Source organism: Cupriavidus oxalaticus (assembly GCF_016894385.1).
GTDB lineage: Bacteria > Pseudomonadota > Gammaproteobacteria > Burkholderiales > Burkholderiaceae > Cupriavidus > Cupriavidus oxalaticus.
The window spans coordinates 1,630,678-1,648,678 of sequence record NZ_CP069811.1 but is presented as its reverse complement, the minus strand read 5'-3'; the positions used below and the strand labels follow the sequence as shown (position 1 = coordinate 1,648,678).

Sequence of the window (18,001 nt, the reverse complement as noted above, 5' to 3'; positions counted from 1 at the left end):
GCTCTCCCGGGGGCGATGGGGTGGGGCATGCCATCCATGGTAGGGATGGCTCGCTGCCCGGCAGGCGCACACTTCGGGCCCGCCCGCAGCAGAACAGTTGCCCTTATTCGTACGCGTTGCGGATGCGCACCGTGGCGGTCTGGCCGGCGATCAGGCGTACCCCGGGCGGCACCTTGTCCAGCGCGATGCGCACCGGGATGCGCTGTGCCAGCCGCACCCAGTTGAAGGTCGGGTTGACGCTGGGGAGCATGTTCGGCCCGCTGTTGCGGTCCTGGTCCTCGATGCCGGGGGCAATGCTCTGCACACGGCCGCGCAGCGGCGTCGGCAGGCCCATGATGTGCACCTCCGCGGCACTGCCGACCCGGATCGCGGGCAGCTTGGTTTCCTCGAAATACCCTTCGACGTACTGGGTGCCGCTCGCCACCACCGACAGCGCCGCGCGGCCGCGGCTGGCGAAATCCCCTGCGCGCGGCAGGCGGTCGCTGACGTAGCCGTCTGCGGGGCTGGTCACGCGGCAGCGGGCGAGGTTAAGGCTGGCCACCTCCACCGCGGCGTCGGCCGCCGCGACGCGCGCCTGCGCGCTGTCGGCAGCGGCGGGGTTGCGACGTGCCAGGGCCAGTGCCGCGCGTGCCGAAGCGGCCTCGGCCTGCGCCAGGCGCAGCGCCAGGCTGAAGCGCGCCTCGTCCACCACGAACAGGAGCTGGCCGCGCTGCACCCAGGCGTTGCTGCCGACCATCACGGCCGTGACCAGGCCCGAGACATCGGGCGCGACCTGGATCACGTCCGCGCGCACATGGCCGTCGCGCGTCCAGGGTGCTTCGGTGTAGTACTGCCACAGATGCCAGGCGGTCAGTGCCGCCGCGAACACGGCTGCCAGGGTCACCGCATAGGGGCCGAGCAGCGAAAGCTTGCGATTCATGATGGAGCCTGCCAGACGAGCGCGACGATCGCGCCCAGCACGAGGATATAGAGCGAGAAATTGAACAGGGACCGGTGCCACACGATGCGGTAGAAGCCGATCCGGCCGAGTACGGCGCGCACGCCGGCGGTGATGGCGAACGCCGCCAGCATCCACACCACGGTGGCGGGCACGAAGACGCCGTACAGGTCGAACTCAGTGGCGTGCATGATGGCCTCCGTGGTCCGGATACAGCGCGAGCCGCAGCGTGGTGAGCGCCGCCAGTGCCGCGCGGGGGCTGGCGTGGAAAGTTGTGGCCAGCGCCGCGAAAGCCGCGTCGATCCGCGCGGCCAGCGCCGCAGCCGGCGTGCCGGGATGGCCGGTTTGCGCGCACTGCCGGTAATGCCGCGCCACCCCTGCCAGCACGCGCTTCACCGCCCGGCGACTCTCGGCCGGGCCACCGGCACAGGCGCGCCGCAGCGCCAGCACGGCGGCTTCTACCAGGAAGTCGGCGGCAGCCAGGCCGGCCGCCCGGGCGCTGGCGTTGTTGCGGCGCGTCAGCGGCGGCCACTGGCGCAGCAGCCGGTCCAGCATGCGGCCGCGCAGCCGGGCGCTGTTGACCGCCGCGCGCGGATGCGCGGCCAGCGCGATCTCGTTCCAGTTGGCCCTGGCCAGCCGGTATGCCACCAGCTGCTGGCCGAAGGGCTGCATCAGCACGGCCCACACCGCGGCGAACACCAGTGCCGCGAGGCTCGCCAGGCTGCCGTTGAAGATGTCGGCGAAGCTGGCCGCATCGAGGTGCTGCGGCCCCGGGAAGGACGCCGCGGTGACCGCCAGCAGCACCCCGAACAGCGCATTGCGCGGCTGTGTCGTCATCGCGCCGATAAGGAGGTACGGGCCGGACAGCAGCGCCACCAGCGAGCCGAAATCATGCGCCAGCACCAGCACCACGAACTGGTAGTACCACGACAGCGCCGCGCAGGCGATGCTCCACGCGATCACCCGGCCGGCCACCAGGCGCGGCTCCGCGGTGCTGGCAATAAAGCAGCTGGCAAGCGCGGCCAGCCCGACCGGGACAGCGCCGTCGATCCAGCCCGACGCCATCCACAGCAAGCCCGCCACGAGGGTGGCCGAGCCGGCGGTGGCGGCACGGAACAGCAGCTGCGCGTGATCATGGTGTCGCGCCTGTCCGGCGGGCTCGACGCGATAGCGCAGCGTGGCCGGGCCGCTGCCCGCCTGCTGCAGGCTAGCCTGCAGCAAGCGGCAGTCCTGCCACAGGTCGGCCAGCTCATCGAGGTAGGTGCCGGTGGCCGCGACCAGCCGCGCATGCCAGTCCGCGGAGGGTGCCGGTGCGGCGCCCGCGGGAAGCCAGGAAGGCGCCGGGCGGCTCGCGCTCCGCTCGCCGGCGATCCACGCCAGGGTGGCGTGCAGCCGTTGCGCCACCGTGTCGGGCATGCCCGCGGGGTGGCGGCGCAAGGCGCCCGCGGCATCGGCAAGCGCCAGCACCAGCGGCAGCAGGGCCGTCATGCGCTGGTGCAGGGCACGTGCGTGCCGCAGTGTCGGTGCACCGTCGGTTTCATAGCTGAGCTGGGCGAGCTGTGTTTCCATTGCCAGGATATCGGCGGCCAGCAGGCTGAAGCTGTCGTGGCGCTGGCCCGCGCTGGCCCCGGTGGCCCCGGTGGCCCCGGTGGCCATCATGTCGCGGATCCAGCGCGAGGCATGGTCCAGCCAGGCGGACGCGCGCGCGGCCAGCGCCGGCGTGGTGCGCACCGGAAAGACCACCGCGCTGACCACGCTGGCGCAGACGATGCCGATCATGATCTCCTCGATGCGGGCAAGGCCCACGCCGAAGACGGCCGCCGGATGGGTCACCGTGGGCAGCGCCACGATCGGCAGCGTGTAGGCGGCCAGCAGGCAGATGTAGTTGCGCGGCGCCGGTTCCAGCAGTGACAGGTAGAGCAGGGCGCCGGTCCAGCACGCGATCGCGGCCATCAGCAGCACGGGCTCGTCGACCAGCAGCGGCACCAGCGCCACCGCGGACACCGCCCCCAGCAGCGTGCCGAGGACGCGGTAGGTGCCTTTTGCGTGGGTAGCGCCGGCCAGCGGGCTGGAGACCAGGTACACCGTGGCCATGGCCCAGTAGGGCCGCGGCAGGCCGAGCGCCAGCGCCACGCCGAGCGCCAGCATGGCGGCGCCGAACACCTTCAGCGAATGCAGCCACGGCGCGTAATCCGGACAGGCTGCCGCGAGCGTGCGGAGGCAGCCGGGAGCCTTGGTGGCATCCGGGGCATCGGGCCCATCGGGGCCGGCCAGCGTGGCTCGGGGAAGCGGTTTGGACGAGGCCATGCTTCAGCTCGAGAGTCCCACCGCCCGCATCAGCAGCCGCATCAGGCTGGCACACACGAAGACCGTGCCGACGCCCGCCAGCCACAGGGCCAGCAGCCAGCCCAGGCGGGACCCCAGCGACGCACGCAAGCGCTTTGCCATCAGTGGTACCCCTCCCCGCGCTTGACCTTGCCGCGGAACACATAGTAGGACCAGGAGGTGTAGGCCAGGATGATCGGCACGATGAAGAGCGTGCCGACCAGCGCGAAGCCCTGGCTTTGCGGGGCCGACGATGCCTCGAAGATCGAGATCGACGGCGGGATGATATTGGGCCAGATGCTGATGGCGAGCCCGGTATAGCCCATGAAGATCATCAGCAGGGCGTAGAGGAACGGCGCCACGTTCGGGCGGCCGCGCAGCGCGCGGTAGATGCCGGCGGCCGAGACCAGCACCAGCAGCGGCACCGGCAGGAAGAAGAACAGGTTGGGCAGCGCGAACCAGCGCTCGGCAATCCCCGGGTGCGTCAGCGGCGTCCACACGCTCACCGCCGCGATCATCGCCACCATCACGCCGGTCAGCACGTTGGTCACGCGCAGCATGGTCCATTGCAGCCGGCCTTCGGTCTTCATGATCAGCCAGGTGACGCCCAGGAAGGCGTACGTGATCACCACGCCCACGCCCGCGAAGATCGGGAACGGCGCCAGCCAGTCCAGCGCGCCGCCGGCATAGGTGGTGCCATCCATGGCGATGCCGTCGATATAGGCGCCCAGCGTCACGCCCTGGAAGAAGGCGGCCACCACCGAGCCCCACGTGAAGGCGGCGTCCCAGTACGGGCGGCTGCGGTCGCTGGCCTTGAAGCGGAACTCGAAGGCCACGCCGCGGAAGATCAGGCCCAGCAGCATGAACATCAGCGGCAGGTAGAACGCGGTCAGCAGCACCGAGTAGGCCAGCGGGAAGGCGCACAGCAGCGCCGCGCCGCCCAGCACCAGCCAGGTCTCGTTGCCGTCCCAGACCGGCGCCACGGTGTTCATCATCACGTCGCGGTCATGGCGGTCGCCGACGAAGGGGAAGAGGATGCCGATGCCAAGATCGAAGCCGTCCATGATGACGTACATCATCACGCCGAAGAAGATCAGGGTGGCCCAGATAACGGGAAGGTTGATACCCATGTCGATCACCTGTTCAGGATTCAGGATTCGCGGTGGCCGTGCCGGGCCATCGCCTGGGGTGCGGAAGCCGCGGCGATGGCGGCGGGAACGACGCTGCCGGGACCGTACGACGGTCTGTCGTTGGGATGCGGGTGCGGATGTGCGTCGGGAGCGGGGCCGGCGCTGGCCAGCTTGAGCATGTAGCGGATGCCGACGCCGAAGCAGACGAAGTACACCACCACGAACAACGCCAGCGACAGCGCCACCGGGCCGGCCGCATGCGCGGACACGGCATCCCGGGTACGCTGCAGCCCGTACACCACCCACGGCTGGCGGCCGATCTCGGTGGTCATCCAGCCAGCCAGCAGCGCGATCAGGCCGGTGGGGCCCATCGCCACGGCCAGGCGCAGGAAGGCTTTGGACCGGTACAGCGCGCCGTTGCGGCGCAGTGCCCATCCCAGCAGGCCGAAGGCGATCATCGCCACGCCCAGGCCCACCATGACGCGGAAGGTAAAGAACAGCACCGTGGCGTTGGGGCGGTCTTCCTTGGGGAAGTCCTTCAGCCCGCGGATCTGCCCGTCCAAGCTGTGCGTCAGGATCAGGCTGCCCAGGCGCGGGATCTCGATGGCGTAGCGGGTCTCCTCGCGCTCCATGTCGGGAATGCCGAACACGATCAGCGGGAAGCCGTTCTTGTCATCCTTGGCGGCCGTGTTCCAGTGCCCCTCCAGCGCCGCGATCTTGGCGGGCTGGTGCTTCAGCGTGTTCAGGCCGTGGGCGTCGCCCACCATCGCCTGGATCGGCGCGGTGATCAGCACCATCCACATCGCCAGCGACAGCATCTTGCGCGCGGCGGGGACGGCGCGCCCGTGCAGCAGCTGCCAGGCCGACGACGCCGCCACGAACAGTGCCGTCGACAGCAGCGCCGCGATGACCATGTGCGCGAGGCGGTAGGGGAACGACGGGTTGAAGATCACCTCCAGCCAGTCGGTGGGCACCACCTTGCCGGCAACGATGGCATAGCCGGCGGGCGTGTGCATCCAGCTGTTGGACGCCAGGATCCAGGTCGAGGAAATCATGGTGCCGAGCGCCACCATGACCGTCGAGAAGAAATGCAGCCCCGGCCCGACGCGGTTCCAGCCGAACAGCATCACGCCGAGAAAGCCGGCCTCCAGGAAGAAGGCGGTCAGCACCTCGTAGGTCAGCAGCGGGCCGGTGATGCCCCCGGCGAACTGCGAGAAGCCCGACCAGTTGGTGCCGAACTCATAGGCCATGACCAGGCCGGAAACGACCCCCATGCCGAAGTTGATCGAGAAGATCTTGATCCAGAACTGGTACAGGGTCCTGTAGACGGGGTCCTGCGTGCGCAGCCAGCGCGCTTCCAGGAACGCCAGGAAGCAGGCCAGCCCGATCGTGATGGCGGGAAACAGGATATGAAAGGAAACCGTGAACCCGAACTGGATTCGGGCAAGGTCCAGGGCTGTGAGTCCGTGCATTGAGGTGCTCTCCGTGGGGGGCGCCGCCGGCACGATGGACCGTGCCGCGACATTACGGATAAGAGTACGGATGACAGCCTGCCCGCCAGGGATACAGTTCTGGGGGAACTGTTCAAGCTCAGTTGTTCAGGGGTACCCAGGGCTGCAGTTCAGATAGCGCGTCAGTCCCTGAAGTCATTCCCGCCTGCGCGGGAACGACAAGCAAGAAATGCTGTCCCTCAGCTGAACAGCGTCATCGCCTTGCCGAGGGTCGACCAGATGCCCGCGCCCAGCGGGATCAGCACATAGGTCCAGAACGCGAGCAGCAGCAGGGTCTTGCCAAAAGTGCGGCCGTTTTCCATGGTTTGTCTCCTGGGATTTCTTTGATGGCAGGCGCGGTCAGGCCGCGCTGGCTGCTTCGCGCAGGTGGTGCCGCGCATGCACCGGCCGGATCAGCAGGTTGCAGACGAAGCCAACCACCAGCAGGCCCGCCATGATGTGCAGGGTATCGACGTAGACCTCTGACCTGGGCACGCCCAGCGCCAGCTTGTACTCGCGGATGTAGTTCACCAGCGCCGGCCCGGCAATGCCGGCGGCGGCCCAGGCGGTCAGCAGGCGGCCATGGATGCCGCCCACGTACGCGGTGCCGAACATGTCCGCCAGGTAGGCGGGAATGGTGCTGAAGCCGCCGCCGTACATGGTCAGGATCAGGAAGTAGCAGGCCACGAACAGCGCCACGTTGCCGGCGGCGCCGATCGCCGGCACGGCCAGGTAGAGCGCCGCGCCGAAGGCGAAGAAAATGGCGTAGGTCAGCTTGCGGCCGAAGTAGTCGCTGGCCGAGCTCCACAGGAAGCGCCCTGTCATGTTGCCGATGCTGAGCAGGCCGACGAAGCCGGCCGCGGCCGCGGCGGTGATGGTGCCCTTGAAGGTTTCCTGGATCATCACCGCGGCCTGGCCCAGCACGCCGATGCCTGCCGTGATGTTCAGGAACAGGATCAGCCACAGCAGGTAGAACTGCGGCGTCTTCAGCGCCTGGTCGATATGCACATTGGCGTGCGTGACCATCTTGCTCGCCTTGGCCTTGGGCACAAAGCCGGCAGGCGCCCAGCCCGGGGCCGGGATGCGGATCGCCAGCGCGCCAAGCGACATCGAAATGAAATAGATCACGCCCATGACCAGGAAGGTCTCGGCCACGCCGGCGCTGGTGGCGCTCTTGAAGTGGTTCATCAGCGCGACCGACAGCGGCGCGCCGATCATCGCGCCGCCGCCGAAGCCCATGATCGCCATCCCGGTGGCCATGCCGCGGCGGTCCGGGAACCAGCGGATCAGCGTGGACACCGGCGACACGTAGCCAAGCCCGAGCCCGATCCCGCCCAGCACGCCGTAGCCCAGGTACAGCATCCAGATCTGGTGCAGCCAGATTCCCGCCGCCGACACCACGAAGCCGCCGCCGAAGCAGCATGCGGCCGTGAACATGGTGCGGCGCGGCCCGACCTTCTCCAGCCACTTGCCGGCAAACGCGGCCGAGATGCCGAGGAAGAAGATCGCCAGCGAGAACACCCACCCCAGCGTGGTCAGCTGCCAGTCGCCCGGCGCCGGGCTCGTGATGCCAAGGATCCGGGTCAGCGGCTCATTGAAGACCGAGAACGCGTAAGCCTGGCCGATGCACAGGTGGACTGCCAGCGCGGCAGGCGGCACCATCCAGCGGTTGAAGCCGGGGCGGGCGATGATCGCTTCCTTGGAGAAGGGCGATGGCCGCGATTGCGATGGCCCGGAACGGTGTGGCGCCTGTTGCTCGGAGGGCGTTTGCGCTTGCGCGGAATAGGTCATGAAGTGGTCTCCTACCTGGAAGTGGCAGCCTCTTGTTGCGCGGGTGCGCCGGGCTGGAGCGCGTCGTTCAGCAAGAGCCGTGCCGGTGGCGGATGCCGTTTGCAGTCAACGGGTTGCGGCAAGCGGCCTTCCGCAAGGGCGGGCCAACGGACAAAATGTCCGGGCGCGGGCCCGGCGCGCGGGTCAAAATGTCCATCCGTGGCGGCTGCCGCGCACGGTTGGGTCGGTTTAACCCCAATACAGGCGGATCGCGCACAGTCGCTAGACTCTCCGCCTGCACCGCAACAACCAAAGTGATGAGCGAACGACAAAGCAACGCCGCCGAAGCCGACAACTGGCAGCGCCGCACGATCCTGGTGGTGGACGACGAGGCCGGCATGCGTTCGTTCCTGTCACGGGCGCTGGAAGGCAAGGTCGGCAGCGTGTTGACGGCCGACAGCGCCGAAGCGGGCGCCGCGCTGCTGGAGCAGCGCCATGTGGACCTGATCCTGCTGGACGTGGCGCTGCCCGGCGCCAGCGGCATGGAGTGGCTCCAGGCACTGCGCGCAGCCGGCAATCCCGCCGACGTCATCCTGATGACCGCCTTCGCCGACATGGACACGGCCATTGCCGCGCTGCGCTCCGGCGCGGCGGACTTCATCGTCAAGCCGTTCCGTGTCGACCAGGTGCTCAACGCCATCCGGCGCTGCTTCAACCAGGCCCGGCTCGCGCGCGAGAACTACCTGCTGCGCCGCGAGCTGGACAAGTACACCATCCACAAGGACTTCATCGGCGAGTCGGAAGCCATGCAGAAGGTGATGGCGCTGGTCGCGCGGGTCGCGCCGATGCCATCCACGGTGCTGGTGACGGGCGAGTCCGGCACCGGCAAGGAAGTGGTGGCGCGCGAGCTGCACCGGCTCAGCGGCCGCCAGGGCCAGTTCGTGCCGCTGAACTGCGGCGCGATGGCGCCCGAGATCATCGAAAGCGAGCTGTTCGGTCACGCCAAAGGAGCCTTCACCGGTGCCGCTGGCGCGCGCCACGGCCTGTTCCTTTATGCCGACGGCGGCACGCTGTTCCTGGACGAGATCTCGGAACTGCCGCTGGCGATGCAGGCCAAGCTGCTGCGCGTGATCGAGGACCGGCGCATCCGCCCGCTCGGCACCGAGCGCGAGATCGCGGTGGACGTGCGCATCGTGGCCGCCTGCAACCGCAACCTGGCCAACGAGGTTGCCGCGGGGCGCTTCCGCCAGGACCTGTTCTACCGCCTCGACGTGGTCGCCGTGACCATCCCGCCGCTGCGCACGCGGCCGGAAGACGTGGTGCCGCTGGCCGAGCATTTCTCGGAGCAGCTGTCGGCACAGCTGGGGCTGCCGCCGGTGCCGCTGTCGCCGTCGCTGATGTGCCTGCTCAAGACCTATGACTGGCCGGGCAATGCGCGCGAGCTGCGCAACCTGGTGGAGCGGGCGCTGATCCTGGGCGAGTACCCGGTCGAGCTGCTGGCCCAGGCCGACGAGCCTGGCGACGCCGGCACGCCGCAGGCGCACGGCGAAGCTTCCGAAGACGCTGCCTCGCTGGAAGCCGTCGAGCGCCGCCATATCCTGCAGGTGCTGGCGGCGGAGGGCGGCAACCGCGTGGAAGCCGCGCGCCGGCTCGGCATCTCGCGGCGCACGCTGGACCGCAAATGCCTGCAGTGGGGCCTGCGCGCTTGAAGTCCTCAACGCCCTCAACGCCCTCGACTCCCTCAGCGCCCTCAGCGCTGCTGCGCCGCTATCGCGCCTCGCTGCGCGCCAAGCTGGTGTCGATCGTGGTTGCGCCTTTGCTGGTGGCCCTGGTGGCGCTGCTGCTGTTGATGACGCTGTGGGGCGATCGCGTGTTCCAGGCGCTGCTGGCGTACAAGGTCAACAGTGACCTGCTGGTCGCCCACGAGTACTTCGAGCACATGGTCGGCGGCGTGAAGGACCGGGTCCTGCAGGAGGCCAGGTCGCATGCGCTGGTGAGCGGGCTTGGCCGCGGCAGCGCCATGCCCGGCATCCTGGCCGACGCGCGGCGTACGCACGGACTCGACTTCCTGCAGCTGCTCGATCCCAACGGGCGGTTGCTTGCCGCTGCGCCGGCTGGTGCAGCGGGTACGGACTACGCCGGCTGGCGCGTGGTGGAAAGCGCCGCGACCGGCCGCGCGGATGCCGCCACCGACGCCTGGTCCGCGGCGCAGCTGGCTGCCGTCTCGGGCGACCTTGCCAGGCGCGCGCAGGTGACGCTGCGTACCACCGCCAATGCGGCGCCGACCGACAGGACCATGGAAACCCGCGGCATGGTGGTGCATGCGGCGGCGCCCGTGGTCGACGGGGCGGGCAGGCTGGTGGCGATCCTGCATGGCGGCACGCTGCTGAACCACAACCTTGCCTTCATCGACACCATCAACGCACTGGTCTACCAGCCGGAATCCCTGCCGAGCGGCAGCCAGGGCACGGCGACCCTGTTCCTGGACGACACGCGCATCGCCACCAATGTGCGGCTGTTCCATGGCGAACGCGCGCTGGGGACGCGCGTCTCGCGCGAGGTGCGCGACAAGGTGCTGCTGCGCGGCGAAAAATGGCTGGATCTGGCCTTCGTGGTCAACGACCGCTACATGAGCGCCTACGAGCCCATCGCGGACAGCCGCGGCCAGCGCATCGGCATGCTCTACGTGGGCTACCTGGCCAAACCGATCAGCCAGGCCAAGGACCTGGCACTGGGCGTGCTGGTGGGCCTGTTCATCTTGCTGGCGGTCGCGGGAGCGCTGTTCTCGCTGCTGTGGGCCAGGCGCGTATTCACGCCGATGACGCAGATGGTCGGCACCATGCGCGCGCTCAAGGCCGGCAACGACAATGCGCGCGTCGGCCCGGTGCGCAGCGAGGACGAGCTGGGCCAGCTCGCCGGCCAGTTCGACCAGCTGCTGTCGGACCTGCAGCAGCGCAATGCCGAGCTCCGGGACTGGGCGGACTCGCTCGATCGCAAGGTCGCCGAGCGGACCCGCGAGCTCGAGGATGCGAATGCGGTGCTGCGCGCGACCCGGCAGCAGCTGATTACCTCGGAAAAGCTCGCCCTCGCCGGGCAGCTTACCGCGGGCGTGGCACATGAGATCAACAATCCGATTGCGGTGATCCAGGGCAACCTGGACGTGGCCCGCGATATTCTCGGCCCGGCCGCGGAGCCGGTCCGGCATGAATTGCGGCTGATCGATGAGCAGGTGCGACGCATCTACCTGCTGACCAACCGGCTGCTGCAGTTTGTCCGGCCAGAGGCTTACGCGGGCAATACCGAGCGCCTGGATGTGAGCGAGGTCGCGGCCGGCTGCGTGGACCTGGTGCGGCATATGCTGAAGGACGCGGCCATCCGGGTCGAACTGGCCTGCGCGGCCACACGCCGCGTGCGCATCAGCCGCAGCGAACTGCAGCAGGTCATCGTCAACCTGCTGACCAATGCCATCCACGCCATGCCGGAGGGGGGCACACTGACGCTGGCCACGCGCGACTGGGAAGGGCACGGCGTGACGCTGCATGTGCGCGACACGGGCCGCGGCATCCGCGAGGAAGACCTGCCCAATCTGTTCAATCCGTTTTTCACCACCAAGAAGCAGATGGGGACCGGCCTCGGCCTGTCCATCAGCTACGCGCTGGTGGAGCGCTATGGTGGCCGCATTACCGTGGCAAGCACGGTGGGGCAGGGGGCGGAGTTCATCGTCTGGCTGCGCGAGGACGGGTCTGCGGCGCAGCCGGAGACGGATGGCGGAGTGTCATGACGTGCGGAAGACGCAGTCGGCCATGGAGGGAGTAATGCCGTTCAGTTAAGGCATCAAACACTACTGTCATTCCCGCGCAGGCGGGAATCCAGCGTCTTTTGAAGTCACTGGGTTCCCGCCTGCGCGGGAACGACGGTGGTTAACTGAACGGCATTACCATGGAGGGAGGCCTTCCTCATGCAGCGGTAGTGCCAGGCTTTCGACTCACTGCGCAGGACTGCAAGCGTCAAACCTGCAGGATGATTTTTTGGAGCAGGGCAGTCAGATCGCGACGCTGATCCATGATCAAGTGCACGTAGATGGTGTCGTCCCTGACTTCATAGATAATTCGATTCTTTCCGCAATGCACTTCGCGGAACCTGTCCGCGGTTAGCCCGCTGAGTTCATCGACAATGTGGCCGCATTCGGGAAACTCCCGGATGCGAGCGATGGACGCCTGGATCTGAGCATATGAGTCTTCCCAGACGGCCATGCCAAATGCGTCCACAACATAGCGGCGCACCCGCTTCAGTTCGGCTTTACCGCTGTCGAGAAGCTTCGCCTTCAGCAATCTGGGGGCCATCAGCGCCGCTTCTCTTGCCGATCCAGTTCGTCCAGTTCTGCGAACACATCATCGATGTCGGAAAACTTTTCCTGCTCGATCTGCTTTTGCCCAAGGGCCAGAATCTTCAGCAAGGCCAGTGTCTGCCGATCGGATTCGTAGCTGCGCACGTCCTGGACAACGAGCTTGGCTTCGCCGTTTTGGGTGATGATCAATGGTTCGCCGGATTCAGCGAGATCCTTGACGATCTGCGCGGCTTCACTTTTGAGATAGCTGATCGGCTTGACGTGATCGGCGATACGCATCGCACGGCTCCTGTGGGATGGTATAAGTAGACCGAATATAGTCCATTAACAGTCTTGCGTCAATTTTGACGACTGCACTCCGGCGAACCCACCTGGGATCATCACGCCACGCGCCGCCCAGGCAGCAGCCCCGCATATTCCTTCCCCAGGAACTCCGCAGCGTGCTCAAGCAGATAGGCCCGGCAGCTCTCGCTGGCCGGAGACAGCCGCTTGCTCGCCATATGCGCCACATGCCAGACGCGCTCGATCGGCGTACCCGTCACGTCCAGCAATGCGATTTCCCCCGTACGCAGTTCCAGCGACAGCGTATGCAGCGACAGCAGGCTGATCCCCATGCCCGCCATCACCGCCTGCTTGATGGTTTCGTTGCTGCCCAGCGTAATCACCTTGGCCGGCGTGAACAGGTGATCGCGGAACATGAACTCCGCCACGGTGCGGGTACCGGACCCCGGCTCGCGCAGCAGGATCGTCTCGTGGCGCAGCTCCTGCAGGTCGAAACGCTTCTCGCCGCGCAGCGGATGGCGCGGCGAGGCCACCAGCACGTAGGGATGCGCGGCGATCGGTTCCGACACCGCGTCGAGCTCGCGCGGCGGACGGCCCATCAATGCGAGGTCGATGGCATTGTCCTGCAGCAGCTGCAGCAGCGTTTCGCGATTGCCCTCGGCAATGCGCAGGTCGATGCCGGGATGCAGCGCCGTAAACCCCGCCAGCAGCTTGGGCGCGAAGTACTTGGCCGTACTGATCAGCCCGATCGTGATCGAGCCCTGCTCGACATCCTTGACCGCCTGCAGGCCTTCCTCCGCATCCTTGATCTCGCCAAGGATGCGCGAGGCATGGTGCAGCAGCCGGTCGCCGGGCTCGGTCAGCGTGAGTTGCCCCCGGATTCGCTCGAACAGGGCCAGCCCCACCACGGATTCCAGCTGCTTGACCTGCATCGAGACCGCCGGCTGTGTCAGGTGCAGCTCCTCGGCCGCGCGCACGAAGCTGGCGTGCCGGGCCACCGTGACAAAGATCTGGAGCTGGCGAAGCGTGAGGGCGCGAAGGAAGGACATGGGCAGTGGGGGCGGCTTGGATTTGTCCCTTGAGCTGAGGTCTGAGTGTGCGGTCCGCGCCTCACTTAAGGGATTGCTTATGTAGCGACTAAGAATATCTGAATTTACCTTATGTTGGTAGCCGGATATCTTTCTTTCCAACGGGCAGCCAAGCCGCCAAACCACGGAAGGGAGACCAGCATGAACGCACCTGAAACGATCCAAGCCAAGCCGCGCAAGCGCTATGACGCCGGCGTGATGAAGTACAAGGAAATGGGGTACTGGGACGGCGACTACGTGCCCAAGGACACCGATGTGCTGGCGCTGTTCCGCATCACGCCGCAGGACGGCGTCGATCCGGTCGAAGCCGCCGCGGCGGTCGCGGGCGAATCGTCGACGGCCACCTGGACGGTGGTGTGGACCGACCGCCTGACCGCCTGCGACATGTACCGCGCCAAGGCCTACCGGGTCGATCCGGTGCCCAATAACCCGGAGCAGTTCTTCTGCTACGTGGCCTATGACCTGTCGCTGTTCGAGGAAGGCTCCATTGCCAACCTGACCGCCTCGATCATCGGCAACGTGTTCAGCTTCAAGCCGATCAAGGCGGCGCGCCTGGAAGACATGCGCTTCCCGGTGGCCTACGTGAAGACCTTCGCCGGCCCGTCGACCGGCATCATCGTCGAGCGTGAGCGCCTGGACAAGTTCGGCCGCCCGCTGCTGGGCGCCACCACCAAGCCCAAGCTGGGCCTGTCGGGCCGCAACTATGGCCGCGTGGTGTACGAGGGCCTGAAGGGCGGGCTGGACTTCATGAAGGACGACGAGAACATCAACTCGCAGCCCTTCATGCACTGGCGCGACCGCTTTCTCTTTGTGATGGACGCGGTCAACAAGGCCTCGGCCGCCACCGGCGAGGTCAAGGGCAGCTACCTGAACGTGACCGCCGGCACCATGGAAGAGATGTACCGGCGCGCGGAGTTCGCCAAGTCGCTGGGCTCGGTCATCATCATGGTCGACCTGATCGTGGGCTGGACCTGCATCCAGTCGATGAGCAACTGGTGCCGCCAGAACGACATGATCCTGCACCTGCACCGCGCGGGCCACGGCACCTACACGCGCCAGAAGAACCATGGCGTGTCGTTCCGCGTGATCGCCAAATGGCTGCGCCTGGCCGGCGTCGACCACATGCACACCGGCACCGCGGTGGGCAAGCTGGAAGGCGATCCGCTCACCGTGCAGGGCTACTACAACGTCTGCCGCGATGCCTATACCCAGACCGACCTGACGCGCGGGCTGTTCTTCGACCAGGACTGGGCCGCGCTGCGCAAGGTGATGCCGGTGGCATCGGGCGGCATCCATGCCGGGCAGATGCACCAGCTGATCCACCTCTTCGGCGACGACGTGGTGCTGCAGTTCGGCGGCGGCACGATCGGCCACCCGCAAGGGATCCAGGCCGGTGCCACGGCCAACCGCGTGGCGCTGGAAGCGATGGTGCTGGCGCGCAACGAAGGGCGCGACATCCTCAACGAAGGGCCGGACATCCTGCGCGATGCGGCGCGCTGGTGCGCACCGCTGCGCGCGGCGCTCGATACCTGGGGCGACATCACCTTCAACTACACGCCGACCGATACCTCGGACTTCGTGCCCACCGCATCGGTGGCCTGAGCCCCCAGCCAACGAGCCACTGAACACCACAGAACGAGAGGACATCATGCGCATCACTCAAGGCACTTTCTCTTTCCTGCCCGAACTGACCGACGAGCAGATCACCAAACAGCTCGAATACTGCCTGAACCAGGGCTGGGCGGTCGGCATCGAATACACCGACGACCCGCACCCGCGCAACACCTACTGGGAGATGTTCGGGCTGCCGATGTTCGACCTGCGCGACGCCGCCGGCATCCTGATGGAAATCAACAACGCGCGGAACACCTTCCCCAACCACTACATCCGCGTCACGGCCTTCGATTCGACGCATACGGTGGAGTCGGTGGTGATGTCGTTCATCGTCAATCGTCCCGCCGACGAGCCCGGCTTCCGCCTGGTGCGCCAGGAAGAGCCCGGCCGCACGCTGCGCTACTCGATCGAGAGCTACGCCGTGCAGGCGCGGCCCGAAGGTAGCCGCTACTGAGCGGCAGCGACCGAGCCGGCGCGTAGCGCAGCCCCGCGCTGCCTGCCGGCGATTCCCTCACTGCGCAGTCCGATGGGCGCGCCGCCGCCAGGCAGCGCCCCGGGGGAAGCTGCGCCCCGGATCTGATGACACCTACGGAGCCCGCCATGTCCGCACCTGAAACGACCGCACAGCTGCAGCAGCCGGCTGCCTTGCCGGGATCGCTGGCCGAGTCGCTGGCCAGCTCCGGCATCACCGAGCTGCTGGCGCAGCTCGACCGCGAGCTGATCGGGCTGAAGCCGGTCAAGGCGCGCATCCGCGACATTGCCGCCTTGCTGCTGGTCGACAAGCTGCGCGCCGCGCGCGGCTTCAGCGCGGGCGCGCCCAGCCTGCATATGTGCTTCACCGGCAATCCCGGCACGGGCAAGACCACGGTGGCCCTGCGCATGGCGCAGATCCTGCACCAGCTCGGCTACGTGCGCCGCGGCCACCTGGTGGCGGTGACCCGCGACGACCTGGTCGGCCAGTACATCGGCCATACCGCGCCCAAGACCAAGGAGATCCTGAAGAAGGCCATGGGCGGCGTGCTCTTCATCGACGAGGCGTATTACCTCTACCGCCCGGAGAACGAGCGCGACTATGGCCAGGAGGCCATCGAGATCCTGCTGCAGGTGATGGAGAACAACCGCGAGGACCTGGTGGTGATCCTGGCCGGCTACAAGGACCGCATGGACCGGTTCTTCGAATCGAACCCGGGCATGTCGTCGCGCGTTGCCCACCATATCGACTTTCCCGACTACCAGCTCGATGAGCTGCGCCAGATCGCCGACCTGATGCTGGCCGAGATGCAGTACCACTTCGACGACGAGAGCCGCGCCGTGTTTGCCGAGTACCTGGCACGGCGCATGGCGCAGCCCCATTTCGCCAATGCCCGCAGCGTGCGCAACGCGCTGGACCGCGCGCGGCTGCGCCATGCGTCGCGGCTGCTCGACGATCCCGGCACGGTGATGGACGACCGTGCGCTGACCACCATCACGGCCGGCGACCTGCGCGCCAGCCGCGTGTTCTCGCAGCCTTCGGCCGCGGAGTAAGCCATGAAAGCCCTGATTTTCGATGTCGACGGCACGCTTGCCGATACCGAGACCGCCCACTTGCAGGCCTTCAATGCCGCCTTTGCCGAGGTCGGCCTCGACTGGTGCTGGGACGAGGCGCTCTACACGCGCCTGCTCAAGGTGGCCGGCGGCAAGGAGCGGCTGCTGCACTACTGGCGCATGGTCGATCCGGAAGAGGCCCGCGGCTGCAAGGTCAGGGAGACCATCGACGCCGTGCACGCCATCAAGACGCGCCACTACGCCGAGCGCGTCGGCAGCGGCCAGTTGCCGCTGCGCCCGGGCATTGCCCGGCTGATCGAGGAGGCCGGCAGTGCCGGCGTGCCGATCGCCATCGCCACCACCACCACGCCGGCCAATCTCGATGCGCTGCTGCAGGTGCCGCTGGGCCAGCGTTGGCGCGAACGCTTCGCCGCCATCGGCGACGCCGGCACCACCGCCATCAAGAAGCCGGCCCCGGATGTCTACCTGGCCGTGCTGGAACGTCTCGGCCTGGAAGCCGGGGATTGCCTGGCGATCGAGGATTCGGAGAACGGCCTGCGCGCCGCGCAGGCGGCCGGCATTGCCACCCTGGTCACGCCCAGCGCCTACACCGCGCACGAGCGCTTCGACGGCGCGCTGCTGGTGCTGCCGCACCTGGGCGATCCGGGGCAGCCGCTGCCGCAGCAGCTGCCCAGCGCGGCGCAGCGCTGGGCTGACCTGGGCGCACTGCGCAACTGGCATCGCGGCACCCTGTTCGAGGCCGCCTGACATGCATACCAACGACCAACATGCCGTCCGCCTCGCGCCGTCGATCCTGTCGGCGGATTTTGCGCGGCTGGGCGAAGAGGTGCGCGCGATCGAGGCAGCGGGCGCGGACCTGGTGCACTTCGACGTGATGGACAACCACTACGTGCCGAACCTGACCATCGGGCCGCTGGTGTGCGAGGCGATCCGGCCGCATGTGTCCATCCCCATCGACGTGCACCTGATGGTGGAGCCGGTCGATGCGCTGATCCCGATGTTCGCCAAGGCGGGCGCAAGCATCATCAGCTTCCATCCGGAGGCGAGCCGCCACGTGGACCGCACCATCGGCCTGATCCATGACCACGGCTGCAAGGCCGGCCTGGTGCTGAACCCGGCCACGCCGCTGGGCTGGCTCGACCACACGCTCGGCCAGCTCGACCTGGTGCTGCTGATGAGCGTGAATCCCGGCTTCGGCGGCCAGGCGTTCATCCCCGGCGTGCTGGACAAGCTGCGCCAGGTGCGCGCGCGCATCGACCGGCAGGTGGAGGCCGGCGGGCGTGCGGTCTGGCTGGAGATCGACGGCGGCGTCAAGGCCGACAACATCGCGCAGATCGCCCGCGCGGGCGCCGACACCTTCGTTGCCGGCAGCGCCGTGTTTGGCGCGCCGGATGCGGACGGCGGCTACCGCGGCATCCTGCGCCGACTGCGCGAAGCGGCGAGGTTCACCTAGCCCGCGCCGGCGCCATACA

General features: G+C 67.6%; 19 protein-coding genes. 8 read left to right on the top strand and 11 right to left on the bottom strand.

The window, feature by feature from the left end:
* Window positions 1-103: 103 nt before the first annotated feature.
* From JTE92_RS07240 to JTE92_RS07205, 8 genes are all read right to left on the bottom strand, one after another.
* Window positions 104-919: an HlyD family secretion protein gene (locus JTE92_RS07240; RefSeq protein WP_063239132.1), complete on the bottom strand. Its 816-nt coding sequence runs from the start codon at window positions 917-919 to the stop codon at window positions 104-106.
* Window positions 916-1,128 carry a DUF1656 domain-containing protein gene (locus JTE92_RS07235; RefSeq protein ID WP_063239133.1) on the bottom strand — a complete coding sequence of 71 codons (213 nt, stop codon included), beginning with the start codon at window positions 1,126-1,128 and terminating at the stop codon, window positions 916-918. Before JTE92_RS07235 ends, JTE92_RS07240 begins: the two co-directional genes overlap by 4 nt.
* Entirely contained in the window at window positions 1,115-3,244 is a 2,130-nt protein-coding gene (locus tag JTE92_RS07230) for an FUSC family protein (RefSeq protein WP_084254595.1), read from the bottom strand. The genes JTE92_RS07235 and JTE92_RS07230 overlap by 14 nt, the downstream gene beginning before the upstream one ends.
* Before the next feature lie 3 nt (window positions 3,245-3,247).
* Window positions 3,248-3,385 (bottom strand): DUF2474 family protein, encoded by a 138-nt coding sequence (locus JTE92_RS07225; RefSeq protein WP_084254596.1) that lies wholly within the window; start codon window positions 3,383-3,385, stop codon window positions 3,248-3,250.
* Entirely contained in the window at window positions 3,385-4,392 is a 1,008-nt protein-coding gene (gene cydB / locus JTE92_RS07220) for a cytochrome d ubiquinol oxidase subunit II (RefSeq protein WP_063239382.1), read from the bottom strand. The genes JTE92_RS07225 and cydB overlap by 1 nt, the downstream gene beginning before the upstream one ends.
* 20 nt (window positions 4,393-4,412) lie before the next feature.
* Window positions 4,413-5,864: a cytochrome ubiquinol oxidase subunit I gene (locus JTE92_RS07215; protein WP_063239134.1), complete on the bottom strand. Its 1,452-nt coding sequence runs from the start codon at window positions 5,862-5,864 to the stop codon at window positions 4,413-4,415.
* A gap of 218 nt (window positions 5,865-6,082) precedes the next feature.
* The gene (locus JTE92_RS07210; protein WP_198065771.1) at window positions 6,083-6,205 is read right to left on the bottom strand and encodes an MFS transporter small subunit; all 123 of its coding nucleotides are present in this window, start codon (window positions 6,203-6,205) and stop codon (window positions 6,083-6,085) included.
* Window positions 6,206-6,242: 37 nt separating this feature from the next.
* Window positions 6,243-7,673: an L-lactate MFS transporter gene (locus JTE92_RS07205; protein WP_063239135.1), complete on the bottom strand. Its 1,431-nt coding sequence runs from the start codon at window positions 7,671-7,673 to the stop codon at window positions 6,243-6,245.
* Here JTE92_RS07205 and JTE92_RS30765 point away from each other — a divergent pair.
* From JTE92_RS30765 to JTE92_RS07195, 3 genes are all read left to right on the top strand, one after another.
* On the top strand, window positions 7,672-7,905 hold the full coding sequence (locus tag JTE92_RS30765) for a hypothetical protein (RefSeq protein WP_371136885.1): 234 nt from the start codon (window positions 7,672-7,674) through the stop codon (window positions 7,903-7,905). The genes JTE92_RS07205 and JTE92_RS30765 overlap by 2 nt on opposite strands.
* A gap of 64 nt (window positions 7,906-7,969) precedes the next feature.
* Window positions 7,970-9,361, top strand: coding sequence for a sigma-54-dependent transcriptional regulator (locus tag JTE92_RS07200; RefSeq protein WP_063239136.1), 1,392 nt, complete (start codon window positions 7,970-7,972; stop codon window positions 9,359-9,361).
* Entirely contained in the window at window positions 9,334-11,433 is a 2,100-nt protein-coding gene (locus JTE92_RS07195) for a sensor histidine kinase (RefSeq protein WP_371136884.1), read from the top strand. The genes JTE92_RS07200 and JTE92_RS07195 overlap by 28 nt, the downstream gene beginning before the upstream one ends.
* A gap of 226 nt (window positions 11,434-11,659) precedes the next feature.
* Here JTE92_RS07195 and JTE92_RS07190 read toward each other — a convergent pair whose 3' ends face one another.
* From JTE92_RS07190 to JTE92_RS07180, 3 genes are all read right to left on the bottom strand, one after another.
* A complete protein-coding gene (locus tag JTE92_RS07190) occupies window positions 11,660-11,995 on the bottom strand; it encodes a type II toxin-antitoxin system RelE/ParE family toxin (RefSeq protein ID WP_063239137.1) in 336 nt (111 codons plus the stop codon).
* Window positions 11,995-12,279, bottom strand: coding sequence for a type II toxin-antitoxin system Phd/YefM family antitoxin (locus JTE92_RS07185; RefSeq protein WP_029049528.1), 285 nt, complete (start codon window positions 12,277-12,279; stop codon window positions 11,995-11,997). The genes JTE92_RS07190 and JTE92_RS07185 overlap by 1 nt, the downstream gene beginning before the upstream one ends.
* A gap of 101 nt (window positions 12,280-12,380) precedes the next feature.
* Window positions 12,381-13,331: a LysR family transcriptional regulator gene (locus JTE92_RS07180; RefSeq protein WP_063239138.1), complete on the bottom strand. Its 951-nt coding sequence runs from the start codon at window positions 13,329-13,331 to the stop codon at window positions 12,381-12,383.
* A gap of 180 nt (window positions 13,332-13,511) precedes the next feature.
* Between JTE92_RS07180 and JTE92_RS07175 the strand changes: the two genes are divergently transcribed.
* From JTE92_RS07175 to rpe, 5 genes are all read left to right on the top strand, one after another.
* Window positions 13,512-14,972, top strand: coding sequence for a form I ribulose bisphosphate carboxylase large subunit (locus JTE92_RS07175; protein ID WP_063239139.1), 1,461 nt, complete (start codon window positions 13,512-13,514; stop codon window positions 14,970-14,972).
* A gap of 46 nt (window positions 14,973-15,018) precedes the next feature.
* Window positions 15,019-15,438: a ribulose bisphosphate carboxylase small subunit gene (locus JTE92_RS07170; protein ID WP_063239140.1), complete on the top strand. Its 420-nt coding sequence runs from the start codon at window positions 15,019-15,021 to the stop codon at window positions 15,436-15,438.
* Between the two features lie 146 nt (window positions 15,439-15,584).
* Window positions 15,585-16,508 (top strand): CbbX protein, encoded by a 924-nt coding sequence (cbbX, locus tag JTE92_RS07165; RefSeq protein ID WP_063239141.1) that lies wholly within the window; start codon window positions 15,585-15,587, stop codon window positions 16,506-16,508.
* Window positions 16,509-16,511: 3 nt separating this feature from the next.
* Window positions 16,512-17,276, top strand: a complete 765-nt coding sequence (locus tag JTE92_RS07160) for an HAD family hydrolase (protein ID WP_063239142.1) — start codon at window positions 16,512-16,514, stop codon at window positions 17,274-17,276.
* 1 nt (window position 17,277) lies between these two features.
* On the top strand, window positions 17,278-17,982 hold the full coding sequence (rpe, locus tag JTE92_RS07155) for a ribulose-phosphate 3-epimerase (protein WP_063239143.1): 705 nt from the start codon (window positions 17,278-17,280) through the stop codon (window positions 17,980-17,982).
* Window positions 17,983-18,001: the final 19 nt, after the last annotated feature.

Excerpts from the sequence above, each read along its gene's own strand:
- JTE92_RS07180 (WP_063239138.1), bottom strand. The coding sequence starts at position 13,331 with ATGTCCTTCCTTCGCGCCCTCACGCTTCGCCAGCTCCAGATCTTTGTC.
- JTE92_RS07240 (WP_063239132.1), bottom strand. The coding sequence starts at position 919 with ATGAATCGCAAGCTTTCGCTGCTCGGCCCCTATGCGGTGACCCTGGCA.
- JTE92_RS07185 (WP_029049528.1), bottom strand. The coding sequence starts at position 12,279 with ATGCGTATCGCCGATCACGTCAAGCCGATCAGCTATCTCAAAAGTGAA.
- JTE92_RS07190 (WP_063239137.1), bottom strand. The coding sequence starts at position 11,995 with ATGGCCCCCAGATTGCTGAAGGCGAAGCTTCTCGACAGCGGTAAAGCC.
- JTE92_RS07230 (WP_084254595.1), bottom strand. The coding sequence starts at position 3,244 with ATGGCCTCGTCCAAACCGCTTCCCCGAGCCACGCTGGCCGGCCCCGAT.
- JTE92_RS07175 (WP_063239139.1), top strand. The coding sequence starts at position 13,512 with ATGAACGCACCTGAAACGATCCAAGCCAAGCCGCGCAAGCGCTATGAC.
- cydB (WP_063239382.1), bottom strand. The coding sequence starts at position 4,392 with ATGGGTATCAACCTTCCCGTTATCTGGGCCACCCTGATCTTCTTCGGC.
- JTE92_RS07210 (WP_198065771.1), bottom strand. The coding sequence starts at position 6,205 with ATGGAAAACGGCCGCACTTTTGGCAAGACCCTGCTGCTGCTCGCGTTC.
- JTE92_RS07160 (WP_063239142.1), top strand. The coding sequence starts at position 16,512 with ATGAAAGCCCTGATTTTCGATGTCGACGGCACGCTTGCCGATACCGAG.
- JTE92_RS07195 (WP_371136884.1), top strand. The coding sequence starts at position 9,334 with ATGCCTGCAGTGGGGCCTGCGCGCTTGAAGTCCTCAACGCCCTCAACG.
- JTE92_RS30765 (WP_371136885.1), top strand. The coding sequence starts at position 7,672 with ATGAAGTGGTCTCCTACCTGGAAGTGGCAGCCTCTTGTTGCGCGGGTG.
- rpe (WP_063239143.1), top strand. The coding sequence starts at position 17,278 with ATGCATACCAACGACCAACATGCCGTCCGCCTCGCGCCGTCGATCCTG.
- JTE92_RS07225 (WP_084254596.1), bottom strand. The coding sequence starts at position 3,385 with ATGGCAAAGCGCTTGCGTGCGTCGCTGGGGTCCCGCCTGGGCTGGCTG.
- cbbX (WP_063239141.1), top strand. The coding sequence starts at position 15,585 with ATGTCCGCACCTGAAACGACCGCACAGCTGCAGCAGCCGGCTGCCTTG.
- JTE92_RS07215 (WP_063239134.1), bottom strand. The coding sequence starts at position 5,864 with ATGCACGGACTCACAGCCCTGGACCTTGCCCGAATCCAGTTCGGGTTC.
- JTE92_RS07200 (WP_063239136.1), top strand. The coding sequence starts at position 7,970 with ATGAGCGAACGACAAAGCAACGCCGCCGAAGCCGACAACTGGCAGCGC.
- JTE92_RS07235 (WP_063239133.1), bottom strand. The coding sequence starts at position 1,128 with ATGCACGCCACTGAGTTCGACCTGTACGGCGTCTTCGTGCCCGCCACC.
- JTE92_RS07205 (WP_063239135.1), bottom strand. The coding sequence starts at position 7,673 with ATGACCTATTCCGCGCAAGCGCAAACGCCCTCCGAGCAACAGGCGCCA.
- JTE92_RS07170 (WP_063239140.1), top strand. The coding sequence starts at position 15,019 with ATGCGCATCACTCAAGGCACTTTCTCTTTCCTGCCCGAACTGACCGAC.